This is a genomic window from Haladaptatus litoreus, assembly GCF_900156425.1.
GTDB classification, from domain to species: domain Archaea; phylum Halobacteriota; class Halobacteria; order Halobacteriales; family Haladaptataceae; genus Haladaptatus; species Haladaptatus litoreus.
Map to the genome: position 1 here is coordinate 52,245 of NZ_FTNO01000002.1, position 23,930 is coordinate 76,174.

23 protein-coding genes are annotated in these 23,930 nt (G+C 59.4%); 11 read left to right on the plus strand and 12 right to left on the minus strand.

Annotated elements, in window-relative coordinates; translation table 11 throughout:
* Positions 1 to 4 precede the first annotated feature (4 nt).
* On the minus strand, positions 5 to 646 hold the full coding sequence (locus BW974_RS11300) for a S26 family signal peptidase (RefSeq protein ID WP_139328863.1): 642 nt from the start codon (positions 644 to 646) through the stop codon (positions 5 to 7).
* Between the two features lie 674 nt (positions 647 to 1,320).
* Here BW974_RS11300 and cofG point away from each other — a divergent pair.
* From cofG to BW974_RS11325, 5 genes are all read left to right on the plus strand, one after another.
* Complete coding sequence (gene cofG, locus BW974_RS11305) at positions 1,321 to 2,433, plus strand: 7,8-didemethyl-8-hydroxy-5-deazariboflavin synthase subunit CofG (RefSeq protein ID WP_076430401.1); 1,113 nt, start codon at positions 1,321 to 1,323, stop codon at positions 2,431 to 2,433.
* Between the two features lie 177 nt (positions 2,434 to 2,610).
* Positions 2,611 to 2,805: a hypothetical protein gene (locus BW974_RS11310; protein ID WP_076430402.1), complete on the plus strand. Its 195-nt coding sequence runs from the start codon at positions 2,611 to 2,613 to the stop codon at positions 2,803 to 2,805.
* A 159-nt stretch (positions 2,806 to 2,964) separates the two neighbouring features.
* Complete coding sequence (locus BW974_RS11315; protein WP_076430403.1) at positions 2,965 to 4,545, plus strand: chymotrypsin family serine protease; 1,581 nt, start codon at positions 2,965 to 2,967, stop codon at positions 4,543 to 4,545.
* A 3-nt stretch (positions 4,546 to 4,548) separates the two neighbouring features.
* On the plus strand, positions 4,549 to 4,785 hold the full coding sequence (locus tag BW974_RS11320; protein ID WP_076430404.1) for a hypothetical protein: 237 nt from the start codon (positions 4,549 to 4,551) through the stop codon (positions 4,783 to 4,785).
* A 181-nt stretch (positions 4,786 to 4,966) separates the two neighbouring features.
* Entirely contained in the window at positions 4,967 to 7,198 is a 2,232-nt protein-coding gene (locus BW974_RS11325; protein WP_076430405.1) for a PAS domain S-box protein, read from the plus strand.
* A 20-nt stretch (positions 7,199 to 7,218) separates the two neighbouring features.
* Here BW974_RS11325 and cofH read toward each other — a convergent pair whose 3' ends face one another.
* On the minus strand, positions 7,219 to 8,568 hold the full coding sequence (gene cofH / locus BW974_RS11330) for a 7,8-didemethyl-8-hydroxy-5-deazariboflavin synthase subunit CofH (RefSeq protein ID WP_076430406.1): 1,350 nt from the start codon (positions 8,566 to 8,568) through the stop codon (positions 7,219 to 7,221).
* Positions 8,569 to 8,712: 144 nt separating this feature from the next.
* Between cofH and BW974_RS11335 the strand changes: the two genes are divergently transcribed.
* On the plus strand, positions 8,713 to 9,732 hold the full coding sequence (locus tag BW974_RS11335; RefSeq protein WP_076430407.1) for a phosphoribosylaminoimidazolesuccinocarboxamide synthase: 1,020 nt from the start codon (positions 8,713 to 8,715) through the stop codon (positions 9,730 to 9,732).
* A 383-nt stretch (positions 9,733 to 10,115) separates the two neighbouring features.
* Here the strand turns inward: BW974_RS11335 and lwrS are convergent, their stop codons facing one another.
* The 5 genes from lwrS to BW974_RS11360 form a co-directional block, all read right to left on the minus strand.
* Positions 10,116 to 10,487 carry an LWR-salt protein gene (lwrS, locus tag BW974_RS11340; RefSeq protein ID WP_076430408.1) on the minus strand — a complete coding sequence of 124 codons (372 nt, stop codon included), beginning with the start codon at positions 10,485 to 10,487 and terminating at the stop codon, positions 10,116 to 10,118.
* Positions 10,487 to 10,762, minus strand: coding sequence for a 4a-hydroxytetrahydrobiopterin dehydratase (locus tag BW974_RS11345; protein ID WP_076430409.1), 276 nt, complete (start codon positions 10,760 to 10,762; stop codon positions 10,487 to 10,489). The genes lwrS and BW974_RS11345 overlap by 1 nt, the downstream gene beginning before the upstream one ends.
* A 72-nt stretch (positions 10,763 to 10,834) precedes the next feature.
* The gene (gene hemA, locus BW974_RS11350) at positions 10,835 to 12,133 is read right to left on the minus strand and encodes a glutamyl-tRNA reductase (protein WP_076430410.1); all 1,299 of its coding nucleotides are present in this window, start codon (positions 12,131 to 12,133) and stop codon (positions 10,835 to 10,837) included.
* A gap of 148 nt (positions 12,134 to 12,281) precedes the next feature.
* Positions 12,282 to 12,683 (minus strand): DUF5778 family protein, encoded by a 402-nt coding sequence (locus BW974_RS11355; RefSeq protein ID WP_076430411.1) that lies wholly within the window; start codon positions 12,681 to 12,683, stop codon positions 12,282 to 12,284.
* A gap of 135 nt (positions 12,684 to 12,818) precedes the next feature.
* Positions 12,819 to 13,013 carry a cold-shock protein gene (locus BW974_RS11360; protein ID WP_049969619.1) on the minus strand — a complete coding sequence of 65 codons (195 nt, stop codon included), beginning with the start codon at positions 13,011 to 13,013 and terminating at the stop codon, positions 12,819 to 12,821.
* A 146-nt stretch (positions 13,014 to 13,159) separates the two neighbouring features.
* Between BW974_RS11360 and uppS the strand changes: the two genes are divergently transcribed.
* Positions 13,160 to 14,077, plus strand: a complete 918-nt coding sequence (uppS, locus tag BW974_RS11365) for a polyprenyl diphosphate synthase (RefSeq protein ID WP_076430412.1) — start codon at positions 13,160 to 13,162, stop codon at positions 14,075 to 14,077.
* A 56-nt stretch (positions 14,078 to 14,133) separates the two neighbouring features.
* On the opposite strand, the gene BW974_RS11370 is transcribed toward uppS, so the two are convergent.
* From BW974_RS11370 to BW974_RS11385, 3 genes are all read right to left on the minus strand, one after another.
* Positions 14,134 to 14,841, minus strand: coding sequence for a GIDE domain-containing protein (locus tag BW974_RS11370; protein WP_139328864.1), 708 nt, complete (start codon positions 14,839 to 14,841; stop codon positions 14,134 to 14,136).
* Positions 14,842 to 14,863: 22 nt separating this feature from the next.
* Positions 14,864 to 16,237, minus strand: a complete 1,374-nt coding sequence (locus BW974_RS11375) for a right-handed parallel beta-helix repeat-containing protein (RefSeq protein ID WP_076430414.1) — start codon at positions 16,235 to 16,237, stop codon at positions 14,864 to 14,866.
* A 234-nt stretch (positions 16,238 to 16,471) separates the two neighbouring features.
* Positions 16,472 to 18,073: an outer membrane protein assembly factor BamB family protein gene (locus tag BW974_RS11385; RefSeq protein WP_084186261.1), complete on the minus strand. Its 1,602-nt coding sequence runs from the start codon at positions 18,071 to 18,073 to the stop codon at positions 16,472 to 16,474.
* A 176-nt stretch (positions 18,074 to 18,249) separates the two neighbouring features.
* Here BW974_RS11385 and BW974_RS25635 point away from each other — a divergent pair, with 176 nt between their 5' ends.
* Positions 18,250 to 18,408, plus strand: coding sequence for a hypothetical protein (locus BW974_RS25635; RefSeq protein WP_175609683.1), 159 nt, complete (start codon positions 18,250 to 18,252; stop codon positions 18,406 to 18,408).
* Complete coding sequence (locus BW974_RS11390) at positions 18,409 to 19,992, plus strand: hypothetical protein (RefSeq protein ID WP_076430416.1); 1,584 nt, start codon at positions 18,409 to 18,411, stop codon at positions 19,990 to 19,992.
* 43 nt (positions 19,993 to 20,035) lie between these two features.
* On the opposite strand, the gene BW974_RS11395 is transcribed toward BW974_RS11390, so the two are convergent.
* Complete coding sequence (locus BW974_RS11395) at positions 20,036 to 20,644, minus strand: undecaprenyl diphosphate synthase family protein (protein ID WP_076430417.1); 609 nt, start codon at positions 20,642 to 20,644, stop codon at positions 20,036 to 20,038.
* Positions 20,645 to 20,731: 87 nt separating this feature from the next.
* Between BW974_RS11395 and BW974_RS11400 the strand changes: the two genes are divergently transcribed.
* Positions 20,732 to 22,048 carry a DUF92 domain-containing protein gene (locus BW974_RS11400; RefSeq protein WP_076430418.1) on the plus strand — a complete coding sequence of 439 codons (1,317 nt, stop codon included), beginning with the start codon at positions 20,732 to 20,734 and terminating at the stop codon, positions 22,046 to 22,048.
* Positions 22,045 to 22,461, plus strand: coding sequence for a GNAT family N-acetyltransferase (locus BW974_RS11405; protein ID WP_076430419.1), 417 nt, complete (start codon positions 22,045 to 22,047; stop codon positions 22,459 to 22,461). Before BW974_RS11400 ends, BW974_RS11405 begins: the two co-directional genes overlap by 4 nt.
* Here the strand turns inward: BW974_RS11405 and dnaG are convergent.
* A complete protein-coding gene (gene dnaG / locus BW974_RS11410; RefSeq protein WP_076430420.1) occupies positions 22,458 to 23,927 on the minus strand; it encodes a DNA primase DnaG in 1,470 nt (489 codons plus the stop codon). The genes BW974_RS11405 and dnaG overlap by 4 nt on opposite strands.
* Positions 23,928 to 23,930 lie beyond the last annotated feature (3 nt).

A 23,930-nucleotide genomic window follows, 5' to 3' on the forward strand; every position in this document is an offset into this window, starting at 1 on the left:
AACGCTACGCCGAGACTGCTATCGAATTGATGGTCGAATCGGTCGAGTTCGGAGCCGAATTCGTTACGGGATGGGTTTCTGCTTCCAGCAGTTCCGGCGGCGTGGCGATGCCGAACTGGAGTCGAACGTGGCCGAGCCACGGAATTTTGAGCTTTGCCTTGCCGACGACCCACGACGGTTTGACGGGGGCAGTGTGTGCGCCGAAGCTGGCTTGGTCGTACCCGCCGTTGTTGTCGCCCTTCGTGATGAATCCGGCGTGCGGGGCCGGGCAGTTGGTCAACTGCTCGCAGTTGGTCGCGGTGCCAACGTAGTCGGGGTTGGCTTCGTCGTACCAGTTCTCGCCTTCGTCCACCCAGAACATCGCGCGGTGGATAATCGGCACCGCCTGCCCGTCGCCATTCGGCTCGAAGATTATCACGTCACCCGGTTGGTTGAACTCCGAATAGCCGGAGTTCTGCCCGGCGCGGTAGGTCACGACGCCCGTGTCGCCGTGGGAGCCGTCACCCGCGAGTCGGCCTTCTTCCATCACGAAGATGAGGTCGCCGCGCTCCATCTGCGGTTCCATACTGCCGCTTTCCACGGCGACCATCGGCGGCCAGACGCCGCTGATAGCGAACAGGAGTAGACCGATTCCGACCGCCCACATCGCCGTCGTGAGGACGTCGCGGACGATAGCGACCGGTTCGTCCTCGGTGGTTCTGAGCCAGTGGAGTAGTTCGCGGGGGAGAGGCGTCGTCGGGAGGAGACATTCGTTGTTTTGTGTTGAAATCTAGGCGGCTTGAAGATTTGGGTTCGACAAAATCGCTACCGAGCGACCGATTCGTTTTCAATCGTGTCGTTGAGTACTGCCAACTCCACTGAAATCGCCACCGCGACGAGACGAACGACGGGCGAATTATTTCGGTGTCGGTGCCGCTAGGGAGTCACGACAATACATGACCGCACCTACATCCTCCCCAACCGACTCCCTTACTCACTGCGTTCGTTCAGTCGTCCTTCGCGTGATAGTTGGCAGACCTTCGGAACGTCCTCAGGTCTGCCAACGCACGCGCCACATTCGTGAAAACTCGTGAAAACCAAACGAACCACACGGCGCGCGAAGGCGAACCTCCGGTTCGCCCGCGCGAGGGACGAGCGACGAAGGAGCGAGGAGGTTGGGGAGGACGGGGTGCGGTTTCAGTGGAGTCGGCAACTGCTACCGATACAGAAGTAAACCAATAGCCGAGAGAACGTCACAAGAAAATACGAATAAAGCTACACTATGAGTCTTGACATCCGACTTCCAAACGAACTTTTACCCACACCACCAACACCCACCCAATGATTTCGGGGGCCGACGAGTACGACATCGACATCACGTTCGACGAGGCGGAAATCGACCGACTGCTTGCCGTCACCCCCGGGGACGTGGAATCTGCAAACTCGCTCACCTACGCGAAGAACGTCTTCATTCCCCTCACCACGGCTTGTCGGTACACCTGCACCTACTGCACCTACTTCGACCCGCCGGGGGAGGCCTCCCTGCTGTCGCCCGAGGAAGTCCGCGAAATAGTCCGAATGGGCTTTGACGCGGGCTGTACGGAAGCCCTGTTCACCTTCGGCGACGACCCGGACGGCCGCTACACGCAGGTCCACGACCAACTTGCGGAGTGGGGCCACGATTCCATCCATTCGTACCTCCGCGAGGTGTGCGAACTCGCGCTGGAAGAGGGCTTACTCCCACACTCGAATCCGGGCGACCAGACGCCGGAACAGATGGAACTCGTCGCGGACGTAAACGCCAGCATGGGCGTGATGCTGGAGACGACGGCGGACGTAGCGGCGCACGCTGGCCCGCGGCAGAAAAATCCCGGCCAGCGACTCGCCACGATTCGAACCGCGGGCGAGTTGGGCGTTCCGTTCACGACGGGTCTGCTCGTCGGCATCGGCGAGGACTGGCGCGACAGAGCCGAGAGTCTGCTGGCGATTCGCAAGTTGCACGAGCGATACGGGCACATCCAAGAAATCATCGTCCAGAATGTCGTGCCGAACGAACGGTCGCAGTTCGAGCAACCCTCAGTCGAAACGATGCGACGGGTGGTTTCGATGGCCCGGGCGGCGCTCCCGGAGGAAATTTCCGTGCAGGTGCCGCCGAACCTCTCGCCGACGCGCGAACTGCTCGACTGCGGGGTGGACGATTTGGGCGGTGTCTCACCGGTTACGGACGATTACATCAATCCGGACTACGCGTGGCCCGCGCTACGGGAACTGGAAGACATCGCGGAGGAGGCGGGAGTCCCGCTTCGTGAGCGTCTACCGGTGTACCGGCGATTCCTCGACGACGATTCCGATGATGAAACATGGCTGTCCGACCGGATTCGACGAGCTATCGACTCCGGCGGCGAGACGGGCGAACGATACCAGTCAGTTCTCACCGAGTCGATACCGCGCTAAGCACGGGCTGTTTGCCTTGTAACGTTCGGTTTTGAGGGTTTAACGCACCGATACCGCAATTTCCCGGCTGAAAGTGAAGGTTTCTGGAAACGATTTCGAGGATAGTATGCTATCAATCCCCATCCTGTCGGGCAACCCCAGAGAAAGGTTAAACCGAAACCGTCCATTCGCCCTACTGTGAACGGGTACAGCGACGATAGAAACGATGTCGGTTTTAGAAACGCGAGCGGTAGGCACACCAGAACTGATGGATTCGTGATAACGAACCGATACGAAGAAGAAGGAGAAACGTGGTTGGTCGTGTCGAGCGTCAGTACACCTCTCGTTGAGATGTGTGTTCGACAAAGCGACCTCATTGCCGTGGAAGGCTAACGAAATGTAATCGGGTGTTAATTACCCACGATTCGGCTCTTCATTGTCGTGTTAGAGAGACTCGCGAATGGTGTAACAGAGATTTCCAACCGCCACGAAAAGAGTTGGATGGCCAATAACTATTGAAGGAGAAGTTGCCACGTCCATTCGGGGGATTCCATGCAGAACGAAATTCCAGAAGACCTTCGAGAAGAACTCGAATCGAAACAAAACGTCGTCGCGCTCGGCATCGGCCCGAAGCGCACAGACGATGGGAAGACCGGCGAGGAGGCGATTATCGTCTTCGTCAAGGAGAAACTACCGAAAGAAGAACTCTCCGACGACGACCTCGTTCCGAGTACGGTTACCGTCCAAGTCGAGGACGAAGAAGAAGAACAAGAAGTCAAAACAGACGTCATCGAGTCCGGAGAACTGTATGCGCAGTTCCAACCGACTCAGACCGGCGGACAGCAATCCCCAACCCAGATGGGACAGTCGCAGATGCGACAACAGGGCCAAATGGGACGGCAGGGACAACAGTCCACGCGCGAAGTCGGCGGTGAGGGGCAAGCCGCCCTCAGAGCCGCCCAGACGCGACGCGACAGGTGGCGACCGGCACCGGCGGGCGTTTCGATTGGGCATCCGGAGATAACCGCGGGAACACTCGGGTCGCCGCCGCTTCTGACCCAAGACGACGAAACAGTGTTCCTAACGAACGCCCACGTCGCGGCACCGCCGGGCGTCAAACGCGGCGATTCCGTCCTCCAACCCGGCAGAGCGGACAACGGCCAAAATCCGGAAGACCAAGTCGGAACGGTGTTGGAGTGGTCGGAACTGTCGAAAGACAACCGCAACGAATCGGACAGTGCGCTGGTTCGCATCGACGACGAACTCGTCAAAACCGACATTCTCGGTCTCCCCGACCTCAAAGGATGGGCTAACGCGAGATACGACGAACCGCACTTCAAGAGCGGCCGAACGACGGGCGTAACGAACGGCGAACTCCTCGCGCGAAACGTCACGGCAAACGTCAACTACGGGCCGGAGTACGGCGGCGTGCTAGCGTTCGAGGGACTCGACGTGTTCACCGCGATGAGCGCGGGCGGCGACAGCGGCAGCCTCATCGGTCGGCAAAAGCAGGACGGCTTCTACGCGAGCGACCTGCTGTTCGCCGGAAGCGACAGAATCACGCTCGGGGTTCCAATGAACACCGTCCAAGACGAACACGGGACGCTCGAACCGATAGAACGGCGACAGCGAACGCAACAGGGTACCGGACAGCGTGGCATGGCTGGTCGGCGAGGAAGTGGCGGAATGGGTGGCCAGCGAGAAATCAGTGGGCAGGGCGGCAGTCAGCAGGGAGGTAGCCTGCAAGGTACCGGAATGGGAGGACAGCCCCCACAACAGATGACCGGTGGACAGAGCCAGTACGGGGCCGAACCGATGGGGCAGTCGATGCAGGAACCGCAAGCGGGGATGAGTGCGCAGGCGGGCGAACTGGAAATCCAGGGCGCGTCCGGGTTGGTTCACGGATTCAGCGGCCACATCGGCGCGGGTGAAACCCAGCACTGGCTTCACGAAGGTTGGGCCGACAAATACGCGCTGAAATACTGGGTCGTCCCGGACAATCCCAGAGGCCAGATTCAGACGACGGTGTGGCCCGAGCGCGCGACTACCAACAGCATCACGTGGCACATCCAGTTCCGGAACGTTTCGAACTACAACACGCACTTCACCGCGAAATACTCGTGGTTCAGCTAATCCATGCGCCTCATCATCGAATCCGACGAGACGGTTTCCACGGAGTACAGTTCGACGGGTCAGATAACGCAGACCGTACAGGCACCGCCGGAGTTTCGGGCAGTCGAAGGAGTCGGCGGAATGCAGTCGATGGCTGGCGGTGAGGCACCACCGACAGGCATCGTGCAGGCACCGCCCGAATTTCGCGCCGAACCGATGGGAGTGGGAGATCGACAGTCGCTAATCGACGACCAGTTCTGACGACGAGATGTATTTTAATCATTTTTGATGTGATTATACGAATTTCTAAATATCGGTATCGGAGACACACGAAATACAACATATAGTTTGAACGAGGATTATTTCATTTCAAAAAATAATCCACATGAATATCAATCACAGTGATTTTATCCCCCCTTCGAACAGATGTAATCGTCAACGTATGGCCGACAGGATACGAGTGTTGCTTGTCGATGACGACGCAGACGTGGCGGATTTGACGGCGACGTATCTCGAACGAGTGAGCGACCGGATTACGGCCGTTCGAAAAGCGACCCCCGGTGAGGGATTAGCCGCGCTCGATGCGGAACGAATCGACTGCATCGTCAGCGATTACGACATGCCGGAGACGAACGGGTTGGAGTTCTTGGAGTCGGTTCGCGCCGTCGAATCGAATCTGCCGTTCATCCTCTTTACCGGAAAAGGAAGCGAGGAAATCGCCAGCGAGGCGATTTCCGCGGGCGTCACGGATTACCTCCAGAAAGTGGGCGGGTCGGAGCAGTACGAGATGCTGGCCAACCGAATCGAAAACGCCGTGGCACAGCATCGAGCCGAGGCGGAGGCCATCGAAGCGAACCGGCAGATGCTACGGATGTTCCAGCGAATCACGGACGCCTTTTTCGCCATCGACAACGACTGGAAGGTGACTTACATCAACCAGCGCGCCGCGGAGTTCCTCGGCTATTCGCAGGACGACCTCATCGGCGAAGACCTCCGCGAACTCTTTCCGAAGAAAGGTGGCGAGCGACTGTACGACGCCTACCAGCGGGCGTTCGAAAAACAGGAACCGGTCACGCTCGAAGCGAAGTCGGTGTTTCGCCCCGGAAAGTGGGTCGAAGAGCGCGTGTATCCGGCCGAGGACGGGCTTTCGGTCTACTTCCAAGACATCACAGAGCGCAAGGAGATGGAGGCGGAGATTCGGGAGGCGAAGGGGAAAATCGAGGATTTACACGACATCGCCGCCCGTGTCGTCACCTGCACCAGCGACGAGGAGATTTACGACCTCGCCATCGAGGCTGCGAAGGAAATTCTCGAATTCGACATCTGTGCCGCGGACGCCATCGAAGACGGACTGCTCGTCCCGAAAGCCGTCTCCACGAAATCGCCGACCGACGGCTACTACGAGGGAACGCCGCTCGACGCGGACGAAAACCTCGCGGCGGAAACCGCACGGAATCAAACCTCCCGACTCGTCACAGACCTTCACGAAGCGGGCTATGCACCGGCAGAGGCCACGTACCAATCCGCGGTTAGCATTCCAATCGGAGACGTCGGCGTGTTTCAGGCCGTTTCGAAAGAAGTCGGCGGGTTCGACGAAGACGACCTCGAACTCGCGGAACTGCTCGTGACGCACATCACGCAAGCGCTGAAACGGATTCAGTTCGAAGAGGAACTCCGCGCCGAAATCGACCGATTTGCCGCCCTCTTCGACAACGTCCCGAATGCGACCGTGAGCTACGTTTTCGACGAGGGAGAACCGGTCGTGCGCGACGTGAATCCCGCGTTCGAAGACGCGTTCGGTTGGGACGTAGAGTCCATCGTTGACCGCCCGATGGACGATTTCCTCGTCCCCTCGGGCAAGGAAAATGAAGCACGGAGAATCAACGAGCGCGTCAAAGAAGGAATCAGAATCGAAGGCGAGGAAATCGGCAGACAGACCGAGGACGGTGTTCGGGATTTCCTCCTTCACACCGCCCCCGTGCAGGTCGGCGACAGCAGCGAAGGGTTCACCATCTACACCGACATCACGGTACAGAAACAGCGCGAGCGAAAACTCGAACGGCAGAACGAACGACTGGACGAGTTCGCGAGCGTCATCTCTCACGACCTGCGAAATCCGCTCAACGTCGCCACCGGACGGCTCGACTTGCTACAGGCGGAGTACGACAGCCACCACATCCCGCCGATTCAGCGGGCGCTCGACCGGATGGAAGCGCTCATCGAAGACGTACTCGCGCTGGCACAACAAGGAAAGGTCGTCAGCGAAACGGGCGCGGTCTCGCTGACCCGCGTCGTGAAACACGCGTGGGCGATGGTTTCGACGGAAACCGCGGAACTGTATCTGGACGACTCACTCGCAGTCGTCGATGCCGACGAGGGCCGACTCTGCGAACTGCTCGAAAACCTGTTCCGGAACGCCATCGAACACGCCGGGTCGGACGCAACGGTCACCGTCGGCCCGCTCGAAGACGAGGATGGCTTTTTCGTCGCGGACGACGGCCCGGGGATTCCGTCGGACGACCACGCAACCGTGTTCGAACACGGCTATTCGACGACGGACGGGGGCACCGGATTCGGTCTCGCAATCGTCCGGAGCATCACGGAAGCACATGGATGGGAAATACGTTCTGTAGAAACCGGCGAGGACTGCGCGCGCTTCGAAATCCTCACGTAAGCTGACTTTCAGTAGGAAGATTACCGGAGCAGTGGCGACCCGTCGGCACACGGGCCGAGATCCGGCCCAAACGGCGAATCGTCGGGGTCGATGGGTCGAATCTGGCGGTAGTCGGTCGAACGCTCCGCGGGCGTTCGACCGATTGCAGTTATCATCTCGACGTACTCCTCGAACGAGCGGAACTCGCCGAACTCGCCGCCTGCGCGTTTCGTGATTTCTTCGGAAAGGATGGTTCCCATGAAGTCGTTCGCGCCACAGGAGAGCATTTTCAATCCCTGTGCGTCGCCGTACTTCACCCACGAGGATTGGATGTTGTCGATGTTGTCGAGGAAGAGTCGAGAAACCGCAATCATCAGTTCGTCTTCGTGCGTGGTCGCGCCAGCATCGACCATGCCGCGCTCGTACAGCGGCGTGTTTTGATGGACGAACGAGAGGGGAACGAACTCCGTTATCGTCCCCGTCCGGTCTTGAAGGTCGCGAACGCGCTCTAAGTGCATGACGCGGTGCATCTCGTTTTCGACGTGGCCGTACATGATGGTCGCGGTCATGTCGAGTCCGACGCTGGCGGCGGCCTCCATCGATTCCAGCCACTCGTTCGTGTCGATTTTGCCGGGGCAGATGACGCGACGAACTTCGTCCACCAGAATTTCGGCGGCGGTTCCCGGCACGCTTGCGAGGCCCGCCGATTGCAGTTTTCGGAACACTTCTTCGTACTCCCAGTTCGTTCCGCGCCGGGCGTGGTACGCTTCTTCCGGCGTCATCGAGTGGACGTGAATCCCGGGAAGGTTCATCGCCCGAAGGTGTTCGACGTAGGTTCGCGGGTCGATTTCGTAGGCGTCGGGCGATTTGTAGTTCAAATCGCCGCGGTCGCTCGCTTCGAGGATTTCGCGGTGTTCTTCGTCCAAGATGATTCCGGGGTGGAGTCCGCTCACGGAGGTGACTTCGTAGATTCCGCGGTCACGTGCGTCAGACACGATTTCGCGCGACTCTTCGGGCGTCTTCGTGAATCCGCCGTGTTCGCCAGCACCGACTTCGAAGTTCTGTGCCGTATTCTTGAAATTGCAGAACAGACAGCCGGTGTTGCAGGCCGTCGTGACGTTGTTGTTCAGGTTGGCAACGAAGGTGACGCAGTCGCCGACCATCTCCTCCCTGCGCCGGTCTGCGACCTCCAGCACTCGCTCTTTCCTCCCGATGTCGATGCCGGGCGAATTGGTGCCGGTCGTCAACAGCTCGACGCCGTCTGCAACCGTCAGGCGCTCGCCGGTTCGCGCTTTTTCGAGCGCGTTCTCGAACGACTGGTCGGTTTCGGGGACGTGTTCGAATCCGAACTGCCCCCGCGGAACGTTGCTCTCCGCGCGCACGTTAGCCATAGGCCTTCATCCAGTTCGACCGTGAAAAAGCGGTGGGTCACGGCAGAATCCATCGCACGAGTATGTATATTGTTCGGTCACATGTCGGCTCATTTCAGCACGAGGATGGAAACTTCTTAGTCCGGGGACGGCAGACCACATACCATGACGAGTGTGAAGGAGTTCCGGGTCGAGCGCGAACCGACGCCGGACTCCCTCGGACGCGGCTCGTTCGTCTTTACTGACGACTACTCGGTGTTCGACTGGGGCAAGATGCCCGACGAAATCGCGGACAAAGGCGCGAGCCTCTGCACCATGGGGGCGTTCAACTTCGAACTGCTCGAAGACGAGGGGATTCCGACCCACTACCGGGGCGTCGTTTCCGATGGCGAAGTCGTCCCACTCGCGGATGCAACCTCGCCACCGACAGAGATGGCAATCGACCTCACGCAGGTTCCCAACCTCCCACGCGAGGGGCGAAACTACGACTACGACCTGTTCCACAGCGGGGCCGACGACAACTACCTCATCCCGCTCGAAATCGTCTTCCGGAACAGCGTCCCGGTCGGTTCGAGCCTTCGCCGCCGTACCAAACCCGCAGACCACGGCCTCGACTTCCCGGAGTGGCCCGAGGGCGCGGTACAACTGGAAAAGCCGGTGGTCGAGTTCTCCACGAAATACGAGGAAGAAGACCGCTACCTCTCCCGGCGGGAGGCCGACACAATCGCCGGAAAGGCCAGCGTCGAAACCCTCGTAGACCTCGCCCACGAGGTAAACGACATTATCACCCGACAGGCCGCGGAAGCCGATCTCGTCCACGAGGACGGGAAAATCGAATGTCTCTACTACGACGGCGAGATCCGGGTCGGCGACGTGGTCGGCACGTTCGACGAAAATCGCTTCACCTTCTACGGCCAGCAAGTGAGCAAGGAGTTCATCCGGCAGTATCACAAGCGCGAACAGGAAAAATGGGTCGATGCAGTGTACGACGCGAAAGAACGCGCGAAAAAACAGGACATCGCCGACTGGAAATCGCTCTGCGAGGAACAACCGCAACCGCTCCCGGACGACGTGCTGACCGCCGCCCACGACCTGTACGCCGCAGGTGCCAACGCCTACGTCGGCCGCGACTTTTTCGACGCCCCGGAACTCGAAGACGCCGTTATGGCGATTAAGGATTTGTAAGGCAGTTCGTGGACTGGTTTCGAAAACGGTGTGGCGAAAAGTGATTTTGTCGTGAGGACTTCGACTGCCAAGTGTCCACTTTCTCTCTGATGAAACAGTTCGTGGTGACACGACAGTTGCAGATGCCGACTCCAAATCGTCGTCACTCAACCGCTCACTCGTAGCTTCGCTACTCGTTCTCTTGTTCGCTCGCCCGTCGCCACGGAAAGAGCGTGTCTCTTTCCGTGGCGACGGGCGACGCGAGAAACGAGCGACTGGAAGGAGCGAGTGACGAGTGAGGGCGTGGCTTGGAGTCGGAATTGCAACCATCAAAACGACACCACCCACATTCGAAACTTATCACCACACAAGATTCACAAGAAAATCAGTGTCCGCGATTCACGCTAGTACTCGACTTCGACGGAACTGCCGAGGTATTTCGAAATCACTTCGGAAACCGAGTCGGCCTTGAAATCCTCCAAATTCGTCGCAATCTCGGCTTTCAGGGCGTCGTAGTATTCTTCGTCCGTTTCGAAGGCACGGAAGTCAACACTCGTCACCGGAACGCCGAGAGCATCGCTCGTCAAGTCGCGGAAATACCGCTCATCGCCGATGTCGCCGCGCCAGAGGTTGTCGCGGAAGAACAGCCAACCGTCCTCGCCCGGCGGGTCGGCCTGCCGGGACATTCGGGTTTCGAACTCCCGCGGTTCGAGCGAGAGGCCGGAGACGGTCGGTTCGAGGCGGAATCGAACCGCGAAGACGTAGCGGGCGTCCATCAGCGAACGTCGTCGAATCGCTCCGCCATGTCCACGTCCTTGGTGGTGATTCCACCCTCCTCGTGGCTGGTCAGGCGCACCTCGACCTCTTTATAACCGATGATGATTTCCGGATGGTGGAACTCCTCCTCGGAGATTTCGCCGACTTCGGAGGCGAACGCGACACCTTTGAGATAGTCGTCGAACTCGTAGGTGCGGGTGATTTCGTCGCCCTCGCGCTCCCAACCGCTCGGCATTCGCGTCTGAACCTCGTCGTCGGAAAGCAAGTCTGCCATACGGAACCGGACGGTTGGAATTAAGATAAAAGCGTTTGCCGCCTGTGTGGTATGTTCGCCACAATAGGGAAGTCAGTCGTCCGCGGCAGATTCGAGTTGGTTCGCGATGAACGCAGGTGGTTCGTCACCGAACTCGGGGTCGAACAGTTGAAGCGCGGTGTTGATCGTCGTCCAGTCGTCCTTCGCCGCCGCGTCTCGCAGACTCTTCGTCGGCGGCGCGAGCAGTTGAGAAACCAACGCGTCGGCCATGGATTCCACGACGGCCCGCTGGTCTTCGTCCATGCCCTGCGACTCAAGTCGGGCGAGTGCGGTCTGTAGTTCGCGCTCTTTCACTCGCTCCGCACCCTCGTACATTGCGGCGATGGCTTCGTCCGCGCGCTTTCGTTTGTACTGTTCGAGCAGGTTCTCGAACTCGCGGTCGACCATCGTCTCGACCGATTCGGCAGCGGCGCGTCGTCTGCTTCGGGTTTCGTCCGTTACGGATTCCAGCGCGGCCATGTCGTGTACAGTAACGCCGTCCAGCGCGGCCACCGCGGGCGAGACGTCCCGCGGTTGTGCGATGTCCACGACCAGCGTTTCGCCACAGTCCGAGAGCAGGTCTGTGTCAAGGACGTGCCCGTCGCTTCCGGTCGCCGTGACGACGACATCCGTGCGAGGAAGACAGGCCGGAAGTGCTTCCAATCCGACCGCACGAGCGTCCAGTAGCTCGATTTCCTCCGCGACCGTTTCCGCTCGCTCAATCGAGCGGTTGGCGACGATGAGCGTCTCGATTTCGGCGTCGGCCAGCGCGTGGGCCGTGATGGTTCCCATCTCGCCCGCGCCGACGACGAGCGCCGTCGCGCCGTCCAAGTCGCGCTGTTCGTCTGCGAGCGCGACCGCGGCACTGCCGATGGAGACGACACCCTCGTTGATTGCCGTCTCCGTGCGAGCGCGCTCGCCGACGTGAATCGCCTTCATGAGCGCCTCTTCGAGCATCGGCCCGATAGCGCCGATTGCTCGCGCGGATTTGTACGCACTGCGAACCTGCCCGATAATCTGGTCTTCGCCGAGGACGATGGATTCCAATCCTGCCGTGACGCGGAGGAGGTGGCGAAGGCTCTCTTCGTGGCCCATCGTGACGACCGCGTGGTCTTCGACATCGGGTGCAAACTCCGCGAGGACGGCCGCACCAGCGGTCGGCGTGTCGGTGACGATGTACGCCTCGAACCGGTTACACGTCTGCAGCGCGAACGCCTCCGAGACGCCGGGTTCCTCGACGAGTCGAGCGACGACCGCCTGCTGGTCGGTGTGACAAGCTGTCGCAACGTCGTCAAGAGACGCCCGGTCGTGGGAGACGCGAACGCCAGAGATAACGCCGCCGCTCCCCGTCACAGCTTTTGCCTCCGGCGGAAAGAGAATATACAGTTCATACGAAACGCTCCCAGTCTTTGTATCAGACCGTTAGAATGGGCCATATGTAAATGCTTCTGACTCGCCGCCGTATTGCCGCAGACGGTCGGTCGTCTAGCAACTATAATTTCTATCCTTCGACGCCTGTAACTTCGAAACCGAGGTCGCGGATACCGTCCAAAATTCCCTGTTGGTCGGCGCTTGCTTCGTAGTAAAACACCACGTCGAACGTGCCGTTACGGAGCAGTTGTTGGCACTCCCAGACAAACTCCTCGCCGTCGAGTGTCAGCCCTTGATGTTGGTTCGAGGAGAAATCGGTGTCGTCGGTGCCGGAGTAGACGTAGGTGTCTTTCGGGTCGTGACCCGCATTTTCGGCGATAACGTCGCCGATGTCCACGCAGGCTTGGTGCATCTCGATGTCCGCATCGCTCCCGAGGTCGGAGTGAACAATGGCCCCGTTGAGTTCTATCTCGCCCGGTTCCAGCAGTTGTTGCGTACGTCGATAGAGGTCGTCGTCGATGACGCTGTCCATATTCGATGGTATGCGGCCGACGTTATACGACCTACGGTTGCTTGCGTGGCTCACGACCACAGACACCGCTCAAAAATCGTGGTTTTCGCGCGGCAGTGTGAACTCCCGCGAGAAGTAATCGCTTCCGATACCGTCTTACAGGCGCGTGACGTTGGTCGCGCGTGGACCTTTGTCAGCCTGTTCGATGTCGAACTCGACTTCTTGGCCCTCTTCGAGGTCTGGGCCGCCAACGTCTTCCATGTGGAAGAAAACGTCTTCGTCTTCGTCGTCTGTTTCAATAAATCCGTAACCACCGGTCTCGTTGAAGAAGTCAACCGTACCTTTCGCCATTGCATTCTCCCAGAGTGATTCTATAGTTAAAAAGGTATGCAAGTCATCGTGCACATTGTGAGCATGCCCCATTGCAAATGAACAGCATTGGTGTCGTCCGGAAGACAAGGCTGATACCAGTTGGGTGAGTGAGAAAGAACAAGACGATGTTGACGCGGGTTCGGCGACAGTTGGAAACAGCGTACGAGCGACATCTGCGGCGAACCATCTCGGGCGCTCCTACCCACGTCGCAGTCATTCAAGACGGAAACCGGCGCTACGCCACGAAACAGGGGGGAGAGGCCTCAGATGGTCACCGCGAAGGCGCGGAAACGACCGAGCGCGTCCTCGACTGGTGTGAGGACATCGGCGTCGAGGAACTGACGCTGTACGCCTTCTCGACCGAGAATTTCGAGCGTCCCGAACACGAGCGAGAGGCCCTGTTCGACCTACTGGAGAACAAACTGTACGAGTTCGCCGACGCGGAGCGCGTCCACGACAGCGGCGTCTGCATCCGCGCTATCGGTGACGTAGCGGAACTCCCCGCCCGCGTCCGAAAAGCAGTGGACTACGCCGAGGGACAGACGCGCGACTACGACAACTTCGTCCTCAACATCGCGCTGGCATACGGCGGCCGAAACGAACTCCTCGGCGCGGCCCGCGACGTGGCCCACGAAGTCGAATCCGGTGACCTTTCCCCGACGGATATTTCAGTGGAAACCATCGAATCGCGGCTCTACGACCGACCACTCCGCGACGTCGATCTCATCATCCGAACCGGCGGCGACGAGCGCACCAGCAACTTCCTCCCGTGGCACGCCAACGGTAACGAAGCCGCCGTCTTCTTCTGTACGCCCTACTGGCCCGAGTTCTCGAAAATCGACTTCCTGCGCGCGGTGCGAACCTACGAATCCCGCGAGCAGTCGTTCCATCAGGCGAAAGTCCAGCGCGCAGTGGCACTGGTTCGGGCAATCGGCGGTGTGGAACTGGACGAAGCCCGCTCGATTATCCGGAAATTTAAGGAGTACGTGCCGGATGGGGTTTCGATGGATGAGTTGGAGAGCGAGGAGCGGACGACGGACTGAGGAATCCAACTTCATTTTCCCCCGTCGGAAGGTTACAGCCCATCAAAAGCACTCGTTCAAACAATCGACAGGGCTGTGGCGATGATGAGACCGATTCCAAGCACGACTAACCCACCACTGAGAGCGAGCGAACGACGATAGTTTCCGCTCAGTTCGTTAGTCAACTCGTCCTCGTCTCGGTCGGAGATGACGAACCGCTCGCCGTCAACGGGCTCGATGACGGCGTCGTCTGCCTGAAGCGGCGTCGTCGCTCCTCTTTCGGCGTGGACGTTTCCAAGGAGGTAGATGTCGTCACCGGGAGAGAGCGTTTGCTCGTAATATCGGCGGTCGCCGTGACTGTTGCCGACATCGACGAGGTTCGTAATCGACCCGGACTGCTCGCCGACGCTACTCTCGCCGGTGATGAACTCGCGGATGTATTGTGGTGTCTCCGATTCGGCTCCGACTTCGGTTACGGGCCAGTCCTTGAAGATGCACGTGAGGTCATCGACTGCGGTTCCGTTGTTCGCAATCGCCCTCTCGTTCGGCAACCAGTCGGTTCCATCATCTACGCGGTCGCCGATGTCCACCCGTATCTCTCCGGTTCCGTCATTGACGACGAACGGCACCGAGCGGATTCCGGACGCAAGCGTCTGCCAGTTCTCGGTACCGCCACTTTCCGACCACTCCTTTACTTCCCACGCCGCCAACAAGGTGTCCGGATTCTGTGCTGACCGACTCGAAAACTGACAGAAACGCCAATCTCGGTTCGATTTCCAACTCATCTCTTCACGAAAGAACACCACGTTAAATCGAATCGTACACCGATTCGCCCAACTGCGACAGCGAACCGATTCCGCCCGTCTTTATATTTCGCGTCGTCGGCGTCGAACCCGGCGCGACGATTGGCGTCCCGCGAACCCGCAGTCGAGCGTCGTGAATTTCCGTCCCCCGACCGTCCTTGATCGTAATTCCATCCCGATTTCCGAAATGGTGCTGAACGGAAATCTCTTCGAATCGGCATCCGTCTCGTCCCGCGAGCAAGACAGCGGTTCCCTCTGGAGCAGTCCCGTACATCGAGACGTTTTCACAACTGACGTGAGTGTTCGACGGAAGCCGATTCATGCTCGGCATCGTTTCCGGGTCGTATTCGGTGGTTGGCGTGCGGATGTTGATGGCCGGGACGCTCTGGTTCGTCTGAATCGTCGTATTCCTAATTTTTGCGCTCCCGAACTGCTTTTCGACCACGATTCCGCCCGAACTGTACGTTCCGGTCAAATCCGTAATTTCGACCGTGCAATTGTCAATGACCGCGTTTGTTCCTTCCTCCAACCAAATGCCGCGCATGTTCGGCTTTGCCTTCGGATTTTTTGGGTTATCGACCCTAACAGTCGCGTTTTCCACCCGTGCACCGCTGGTTCCGCCGCCGATTCGAATCTGGTCGATGCCGTTGTTCGCGTAGGTTCCGCCGCGAATCACTAACGGGCCGGAGTGTGGGGAAGCGTAGAGTCCCTCCGCCCAGTGTTCGATGCGGCAGTCCACGAACTTCAGTGACCCATCTCCCGTGTGCGTGAAAATCGCGTTTCCGTTGCGTGACCCGCCGCGCATGTCGAGCGAATCGACGAGCAGTGACGCAGACCGCTCGGGGACTTCAAGTTCAAGGGCACTGCGTGGATACGCTTCGCGGCTTCCCTCGAACGTCAGATTTCGCAGGACGTTCTTTCGGCCAGCGACCGAGAACGCGACGACTGGGGCGGAAGTCGGTGCCGTGTAGTCGAGCGTAAACCCGTCGAACAGAAGGTTGCGAACCGATTCCCCGTAAATCCAGTTTCCTTGTTCTGACGGTGGAACCAGCAGGGTTGCCCGATTTCCGATAAGTCCACAGTTCGAATAGCCGGAGAGGTCGAGGTTCGAGAGTCGGTACGTGCCGGGTGGGAAGTAAAGTAGTGTCCCGTTACTTACTAGTTCGCTAACTATTCCATCGACTTTCTCGGCACCAGTGCTATCCGCGTCCGTTCGCCCGAGGTCTACGATGGTTTCGAATCGATTGCGATACGGGGCGAGAACGGATTGTTTGCTCGGTTCCGAGATGCCGTCACATCCCGCAACTGCGGTTGCCAGCGCGACGCTGGCAACTCGGAGATAGTTTCGTCTGGTCGTTCCGTCGCTCGATGACCCCATTCATCGGAACAACTGTCGTCCGCTATTTCGTAATTATGCGCGTAAAGCAAGTCAGACCGAACATAGTCGGGATAGGCAACCCCTTCGAAAGCGGGTGTGAAAATGCGCGCATTTCGATGCTTTTCCTTACTGTCGAATCCACTCTCGGTTCGTGGGAGCAAAAAATCGTTCGCAGAAAGTCGTTCTGGTAGAATCTTATCTGTGCGCGGCGGCGAACAGGTTTCCAGACAGACGTTACGTTGCCGAGACAGCCATATCCGTAGTATCGCTGTTGCCTTTCGAATCGGTGACCGTAAGGCTCACCGTCACCGTGCCGCATTCGGGAATCGTCACCGGGAACGAGGTACCGTTTTCGTCGGACTGGCCGTCTTCAGTGCTGTCCCACTCGTATGTCAGATCGCTTCCGGTCGAACAGAAGCCGTTTAGCCAGACGGTTTCGCCCGCGTCGAACTCCGATACATTACGATTCGACGTTACATCTATGCACGCTTCTGGTCGTTCGTACTCCTCGCAGTCGTCCGGTTTCCCGTCGTCGTTCGGAGTATCTTCCTCGTCCGGGCGTTTGTCACACGGCCCGAGGGCGAAAAAGTTCGAGTAGTACTGATACTCGTAGTCGAACGTCGAGCCAGCGGGATACGTATCGACGTACAGGTTTCCGTCTGCCACGATGGGAGTCTCTGCACTCGGTGGATTCTCGGGTGAGGTCTCGAGGTCACTGCTGTCGAGGAGGTAGTCCCACAGGTGGTCGCCGGTCGTCGCGTCGAGGGCAGAGACGAACGCTCGTCCGTAGTCGGAATCGGTCGGGAAATATCGGCCGCCGACGTACACGATTCCGTTGCCCACCGACGGGTCATCGATGAACTCGCCGGGGAGTTCGCTCGTCCACTCTACGGTTCCCGTCCCTTTGTCGAGCGCCTTCACGGCCCACGTCCCCTCTGTAGCTTCGACGATGAGAACGTAGTTGTCGGTCACCGCTTTTCTTCCGTCCCACTCGTCGTCGTCGGACCTGTACGTCCAGTCGATGCGTCCAGTTTCTATCGACCGCGCTTCGAGAACCACGCGGTCGTCGTCGCCCCGGATGTACTCGCTTCGGAGATAGTAAACCCGCTCTTCGTCGGCCGCGTGGGAGCCGAGCAGGGGACGGTCGGAAGACGCCTGCCATTGTACCGACCCGTCCTCCGCGTCGAGTGCGGTTCCGTCGGCGAGGAATACGGTTCCGTTGACGGCGCTCACCTGACCGTCGAAGCCGTTTGCGATGCCGCCGACGTCTTCGGTTCGCCATTCGGTTTCGCCGGTCGATGGGTCGACTGCGACTGCACCGGTACGGTTCGCCGTGTAGAGCAGACCGTCCACGAGCACCGGTGGTGCCCATTCTGGGGAGTTCGTTCGATCCCAGACGATGTCGCCGTTTTCGCGGTCGAGTGCGTAAAGACCGGTTTCGCTCGATTCAGAAGCTCCCGGAACTTTCGTCGCAACGTACACCATATCGCTACTGACCGTGGGTGACCTCGGCGCAGACAGTTCGGACTGCGTCCACAGCTCTGTTCCGGTTTCGGCATCGTACGCACCGACGTACCCATCGTTTCCGGAGGGGCTGTTGTCGGTCGTGACGGGCAGATACACCGTTCCGTCAGCGACTATCGGTTCGAGGTCGTATAGGCTCCCGTCTGGATCCATCGTCCAGTCGGTCGTCGGATATGGTGTCGGTCCGTCCTCTTCGACAGCACCCGTTCTGGCCGGGTTTCCGCGGCGAGTCGTCCATCCGGACGGCTGTTCCTCATTCCCCGGCGCGTCCTGTGCGATGGCAACCGTGCTTTCGAAACCAACTGCGCCCATGGCAACACCGACCGTTTTGAGGAACGTTCGTCGGCTATTCAGGTCATTTCTAGTGTTGTTGTTTTTCCAACCACATTTGGATATCTTCCCTATTTTAGTTAGTTAATTATCTATTACAAAATATTCTTATAGAGTAGCAGCCAATAATTAACTCCGATAGCCAATATTATTTCACTGTGCTACGAAACGAAAGCACCGAAATCGTGAAAGCGACATTCGGAATGGAAACTCGAAGTGACACCAACATCGCAGAGCGCCTCGGTCGAAAAAAGACGGTGCAGGGACGAACACGTCAAATCGGAGACGCCAAACAGCCACGAGAGGGGGATACGTAAATGCCGACGTACAACATCGTGAACCAAGGTGCGGACAACACGGGAGGGACGGCCATCGATTCCGTGCTCGACCGACTCGTCGGGAGCAACACCACCATCAATTTCCCCCCGGGCACGTACAAACTCAACGACATCCTCGTTGCGTCGGGTACGGAAAATCTCACGCTCAGGGCACCGGACGGTGCGCGACTCGTTCCCGGTCGTTCCGGCAACGTTCGTTGGATAGAAGCCCGTTCGAACGGGTTCGTCCTCGACGGCTTCGAACTCGACATGCGCAACGTGGTGGGACCTCCGTTCATCAAAATGGACTCTGCTGCCGGCAACTGGGAACTCAAACGGCTCGTTACGCGTGGGAAAGTTCGTTCGAATACGGACACCAACGTCGGAAGCAACAATTCGAGTGACGCTCGGACATTCTTCCGACTCTCGGCGGCACAGGGGACGAGAGGACTCCTACAGGATTGTTACTTCCACGAGGGGTCGGCTACACCGACACAGGCGAGCAACACCCGAGCGATACTGATAGAATCGTCGAGCGGGGCAATCTCGCTCAATCGCTGTTGGTTCGAGCTGTGGGGTGAAAACACCATTTACGCCAAAAAGCCCGCGGGGAAGTTGAACATCTTCAACTGCTATTTCCGAAATACGCAGAACGGAATGCGGCTCGGAGGGAACACCGAATTGAACAACTGCGTCTCGATCAAAAATGCCCAGCATCCACAACAGGCGTGGTCGGGTGGGTCGCTCCAAAAAGGCGTCAACGTGGAGGCGACCGACGCTACCAACTCGGCGGCGGGCATCGACAGTTACAACGGAACGCTCACCGTCGCCGATTCCGACTTTAACCATCGGTATTTAGATCCCAGCTGCCGCGGTGCAATCGCTGCACCGGTACCGTGTGAGCGTATCGACATCCGAAACTGTAGAATCAGCTACAATTCTACCAAGCTGAACGAAGATGCGCTATACACGAGAAACGGTAAGATGTCGGATGGGACACCTGCGAACCTCGAATACCTCCAGCTCAGTAACGTGCAGGTTCGCAACGACTACGGAACGGTGTACGGCATCGCCATCGACCAAGCACCGGACACGTGGGGGACCGTCTCCGGAACGATCGGCGGAAGCGGTATGCAGACGAACTCGTCGTACGTCGAAAACCGGATGACAACCAACGGTTCACCCACGGCACCGAATACGACGCCGCCTCTGCCGAGTCCGCCACCGCTCGGACAGGTGCCGCTCCAATCGGCAAGTCTCGTCCGCATCGACAACAGCGGTAACAGTTCGGCGACCACCTTCGACGTTCGGGCAGGCACCTACATCGGCCCAGCGGGTGACAATGGTGCAACGCTCACAACGACGTGGGCGTCTTCCGTCTCGGCGAAGCGTCCACCAAATTCGAGGCGAGCGACGGGAACGGTTCCGGCCGGTAGAGTGTACGCCTTCTACGTGACCGGCGGCGTCACGTCCGCGACGAAGAGCGGCCCCGCGACGTTGACCGTAGATGGCCAACCATACACCTCGGCGAGTGCCGCGTCGATGAGTTCCGACGGAGTAGCCGACGGCAATCTGAGCGATTGAGCTACAGTTCCGAGGAGAACAAACCGGGATCCGATACCACTTGTTACCGCCCAAATCTCCGCTGTCGATTTTTGTAATCCAACATCGCGCGCAGATAGTCGCGCTGGCGGAAATCGCGCCAGTTCACGTCGGTGAAGTACAGCTCCGAGTACACCGACTGCCAAATCATGAAATCCGAGAGGCGTTCCGCGCCGGTTTTGATGACCAAATCGGGGTCGGTCGGAAACACCAATCGCGATTCGATTGCCGACTCGTCCACCTCGTCTGCGGATACGTCGCCGGATTGCACGTCCTCCGCGACCGCGCGTACCGCCTCCGCGAACTCGCTTTTTCCCCCGAGGCCGATGCTCACCTGAATCGGGGCGTCGGCGGGCGTGAGGTCGTCCGGGCCGCGCACCGCGATGTCTCGCGGTGCGCGGACGTTTTCGAGTTCCCGCTGGAGGGTCGGCACCGCGCCGGAATCGAGAACGCTCACGTACACCGTGACGCGCTCCGCGCCGTAGTCGAACGCCCAGTCGAAGAAGGATTCGAGCGTTTCGTACGCGCCCTGTTCCAACAGGTCGCGCTCGGTGATGACGACGGCGATGTGGCTCGGCGGGTCGGCCCCGTGGCGGCGGACGCGAGCCGTGAGGTACTTGTCGTAAAGTCCCACTGGCCCGAAATTGCCGCTATCGTCTCTTAAACGTCACGCCATCCTCCGTTCGGGAGGATTAAGTGTTCGTCCCCGAAAATCCACATCGTGACCACGAGCATTCGGCGGGCGGCAGCGTTCGCGGTACTCGGAACGCTAACCCTCGTTGGGTCGGTGCTGGTGGCGGGCGTGGCCGCGCTGTTCGCCGCAATTGGTGCGCTCTCGCTCGTCGTAGACGACGGGGTCGTGTTCGACCTGTTCGCACGCCCCAGCGACCGCAGTGAAGGGAGACTCCGCGGCCTCGCCGCGTTCTCCTTTGCCACCGCCGGACTCGCCATGCTCGTCATGCTCGTCGGCCTTCCGACGCGCGTATTCATCGCCGCCGTCTGCCTGCTCGTCTACGGAAACCTCGCCGAGCAAGTCGCTCGGTCGTGGAACAACACCGCGATTACCGCGACGACTGGATTCACTCTCGGCGGATTCGTCGCGGCCATCGTCGCACAAATCATCGTTCTACAAATCAGCGGCGCGCCGGTGGATTCGTTGGTTCCCATCATCATCTTCCTCGCCGCGAGCGGCGCGCTGTTTTCCGGACTGCTTCGTTCCGTCCTGTTCGAGCGCGACGACCCGCTGGTGATGTTCTCCGTGGCGCTTCTCCTCTGGTTGTTCGCCGACCTGACCGTGACGGTGACGCCGCTCGAAGTCGGACTGGCGATTGCAATTACTGCCGGATTCGGCTACATCTCGTGGGTGCTCGACACCGCCTCGGTTACTGGAATGTTGACCGGCGTCCTCCTCGCACTGCTCACCATCGTCCTCGGCGGCTATCCGTGGTTCGCCGTCCTCATCTCCTTTTTCGCGCTGGGGGCGCTGTCCACGAAGTTCCGCTACGAGCAGAAACGAAAGAACGGTGTCGCGGAAGCCAACGAGGGCGCACGCGGCGGCGGGAACGTCCTCGGCAACGCCGCAGTCGCGCTATTTGCGGTGTTGGCTTTCGCCGCGAGCGACCGCCTGCCCGTCGCCAGCACCGTTTTCCTGTTCGCCTTCGCGGGAAGCATCGCAACCGCGATGAGCGACACTCTGTCGAGCGAAATCGGCGGCGTCTTCGACAATCCGCGACTCATTACGACACTCAGGCGCGTCGAACCGGGAACCGACGGCGGTGTCACGTGGCAGGGCGAGTTGGCCGGTGCCCTCGGCGCGAGTGTCGTCGCACTCATCGCCGTCCTGCTGTTCGATTCGATTGGACTCCTCGGTGGGGGCGTCATCGCGCTGGCCGGAATTGGCGGCATGACCGTCGATAGCCTCCTCGGCGCGACCATCGAAGGGGAGAAAATAGGCAACCAGAGCGTCAACTTCCTCGCCACGCTCTCCGGCGCGCTGTTGGGTGCCGGTCTGGCACTGCTTGCGGGTCTTCCGGCGTGATTCGCAAAGCCACTTCCGACGACCTTTCTCGCCTCCGGCAGGTTCGGGAGTGGCTTCCCGAACCGACGCCCCAACTGCTCGAAACCGCACTTTCGGGAATCGGCACCGTCTTTGTTTCGACCGCTGAAGGTCGCCCAGTCGGGTATGTCCTGCTGATGGCTTCCGACGACGCATATCTCCCGGAATTGGTGGTAGAGCCGTCACACCGCCGAGAAGGCCGGGCGACGAGATTGGTGGAAACGGCAATCGAAGCGGCGGAAAATCGAGGCTGTGACCACGTTTCGCTGACGGTTCACGAGGAAAACGAGTCGGCCCGAACGCTGTACGAATCGGTAGGATTCGAACTGTGGCGCGAAGAATCGGCATACTACGCCGACGGCGGAACGGCGCTCGTATTGAAAAAGAGCTGTTAAAACCTGTCCGCGGTCAGGATGCGAACCGTTGTCGGTTTTTTGACGAACTCGCCTTCGTCGCGGGCGACGATTTGTTCGACGCCACGCTGGGCCGACACGTCGAGAATGCGTTGGTCGAGCGTTCCGTCGAAGACGACTGTGGCCGGGACGGTTTCCGCGCTTTCGATTGCGTCGAACGTTTCGTCGGCGGGCGCTTCCGCCGTGATTTCGAACTCCGAATCGAGCAGTCGCACCGTTTCGGATTCGCCGTCGATGACGGTTTGCGTGTGACCGCGAAGCGTCGTTGGTTCCGAGGACACAGCGTCGGATTCGGAGTCAGGTTGCGAAGAGGATTCGGTGTCGGCGGTGGATTCCGGTTCGGTGTCGGCGGATTCGGATGCAGGTTCGGATTCCGTTTCGAGGTCCGTTTCCACCGACGACTCGCCCGCGGGCGAGTCGTCGGCCGTCTTTCCTTCGCTTTCACTTTCGGACTCGATTTCCGTCGCGTCGGTTATGGCTTCGAGGGGTTCGTCTTCGGCGTCCGAAACGCTCTCGTCGTCTTCTGCGTCGCCGTTCTCCGCGCTCTCGATTGCGGGTTCCGTCGGACGTTCCGTATCGCTCTCGTCGCTTTCGGGTGCGGGGCGTGCGCTTCCGTCGGTCGCGGCCGCAAACTCGGTGTCGCCCTGTTCGAATCGGTCGAGCGACTTCTTTTTCCGGAGGGAAGACATCACCTCGTCGCGGGAGAGGTCTTCGACCGATTTGCCGGGCGGGGCGACGGCGACGTAGTCGATGTCGCCCACCTGTTCGAGTTCCTTCAGGATGAGGTCGCCGCCGCGGTCAGCGTCGAGAAACGCAGTGGTCGTGCGCTCTTGCGTGAGGTCGGCGACGACATCCGGAACGTTCGTTCCCTCCACTGCGATGGCGTTTTTCACGCCGTATCGGAGAAGGGTCAACACGTCTGCGCGACCCTCTACGACGATAATCGCGTCGCTGTTCGTGACGTTCGGCCCGGCGGGGAATCCTTCGTACTCCGTGATGTCCTCGACGCGGACGCTCTGGCGAACCTCCGCCAGAATTTCCCGACTGGTCATCACGTCGTCGTCGAACGACGACGACAGCAGTTCCTTCGCGCGGTCGACGACTTCTCGGCGCTTTGCGGTGCGAACGTCTTCGATGTTGGCGATGCTGACGCTGGAGCGGCACGGGCCGACGCGTTCTATCGTTTCGAGCGAGGCCGCCAGAATCGCCGTCTCGACTTTGTCGAGACTGCTGGCGATGGTGACGGTGCCGAACGACTGGCCGTGTTCGCTTTCGACGCGAACGTCGATCCGACCGACTTTGGAGGACTGCTGGAGGTCTCGCAAATCGAGGTCGTCACCCAGCAATCCCTCGGTCTGACCGAATATCGCGCCGACAACGTCACTGCGTTCTACCACCCCGTCGGCGGTAATGTCTGCGTGAATGAGGTATTTCGCTGTATCGTCCATGAG

What these genes read in the sequence shown, in the direction of transcription:
- BW974_RS11315 (WP_076430403.1), top strand. Translation starts at nt 2,965, where the DNA reads ATGCAGAACGAAATTCCAGAAGACCTTCGAGAAGAACTCGAATCGAAA.
- dnaG (WP_076430420.1), bottom strand. Translation starts at nt 23,927, where the DNA reads ATGGACGATACAGCGAAATACCTCATTCACGCAGACATTACCGCCGAC.
- BW974_RS11370 (WP_139328864.1), bottom strand. Translation starts at nt 14,841, where the DNA reads ATGAGTTGGAAATCGAACCGAGATTGGCGTTTCTGTCAGTTTTCGAGT.
- lwrS (WP_076430408.1), bottom strand. Translation starts at nt 10,487, where the DNA reads ATGGACGCCCGCTACGTCTTCGCGGTTCGATTCCGCCTCGAACCGACC.
- BW974_RS11355 (WP_076430411.1), bottom strand. Translation starts at nt 12,683, where the DNA reads ATGGACAGCGTCATCGACGACGACCTCTATCGACGTACGCAACAACTG.
- cofH (WP_076430406.1), bottom strand. Translation starts at nt 8,568, where the DNA reads ATGGCTAACGTGCGCGCGGAGAGCAACGTTCCGCGGGGGCAGTTCGGA.
- BW974_RS11390 (WP_076430416.1), top strand. Translation starts at nt 18,409, where the DNA reads ATGCCGACGTACAACATCGTGAACCAAGGTGCGGACAACACGGGAGGG.
- BW974_RS11300 (WP_139328863.1), bottom strand. Translation starts at nt 646, where the DNA reads ATGTGGGCGGTCGGAATCGGTCTACTCCTGTTCGCTATCAGCGGCGTC.
- BW974_RS11385 (WP_084186261.1), bottom strand. Translation starts at nt 18,073, where the DNA reads ATGGGCGCAGTTGGTTTCGAAAGCACGGTTGCCATCGCACAGGACGCG.
- cofG (WP_076430401.1), top strand. Translation starts at nt 1,321, where the DNA reads ATGATTTCGGGGGCCGACGAGTACGACATCGACATCACGTTCGACGAG.
- BW974_RS11325 (WP_076430405.1), top strand. Translation starts at nt 4,967, where the DNA reads ATGGCCGACAGGATACGAGTGTTGCTTGTCGATGACGACGCAGACGTG.
- uppS (WP_076430412.1), top strand. Translation starts at nt 13,160, where the DNA reads ATGTTGACGCGGGTTCGGCGACAGTTGGAAACAGCGTACGAGCGACAT.
- BW974_RS11320 (WP_076430404.1), top strand. Translation starts at nt 4,549, where the DNA reads ATGCGCCTCATCATCGAATCCGACGAGACGGTTTCCACGGAGTACAGT.
- BW974_RS11360 (WP_049969619.1), bottom strand. Translation starts at nt 13,013, where the DNA reads ATGGCGAAAGGTACGGTTGACTTCTTCAACGAGACCGGTGGTTACGGA.
- BW974_RS11335 (WP_076430407.1), top strand. Translation starts at nt 8,713, where the DNA reads ATGACGAGTGTGAAGGAGTTCCGGGTCGAGCGCGAACCGACGCCGGAC.
- BW974_RS11345 (WP_076430409.1), bottom strand. Translation starts at nt 10,762, where the DNA reads ATGGCAGACTTGCTTTCCGACGACGAGGTTCAGACGCGAATGCCGAGC.
- BW974_RS11375 (WP_076430414.1), bottom strand. Translation starts at nt 16,237, where the DNA reads ATGGGGTCATCGAGCGACGGAACGACCAGACGAAACTATCTCCGAGTT.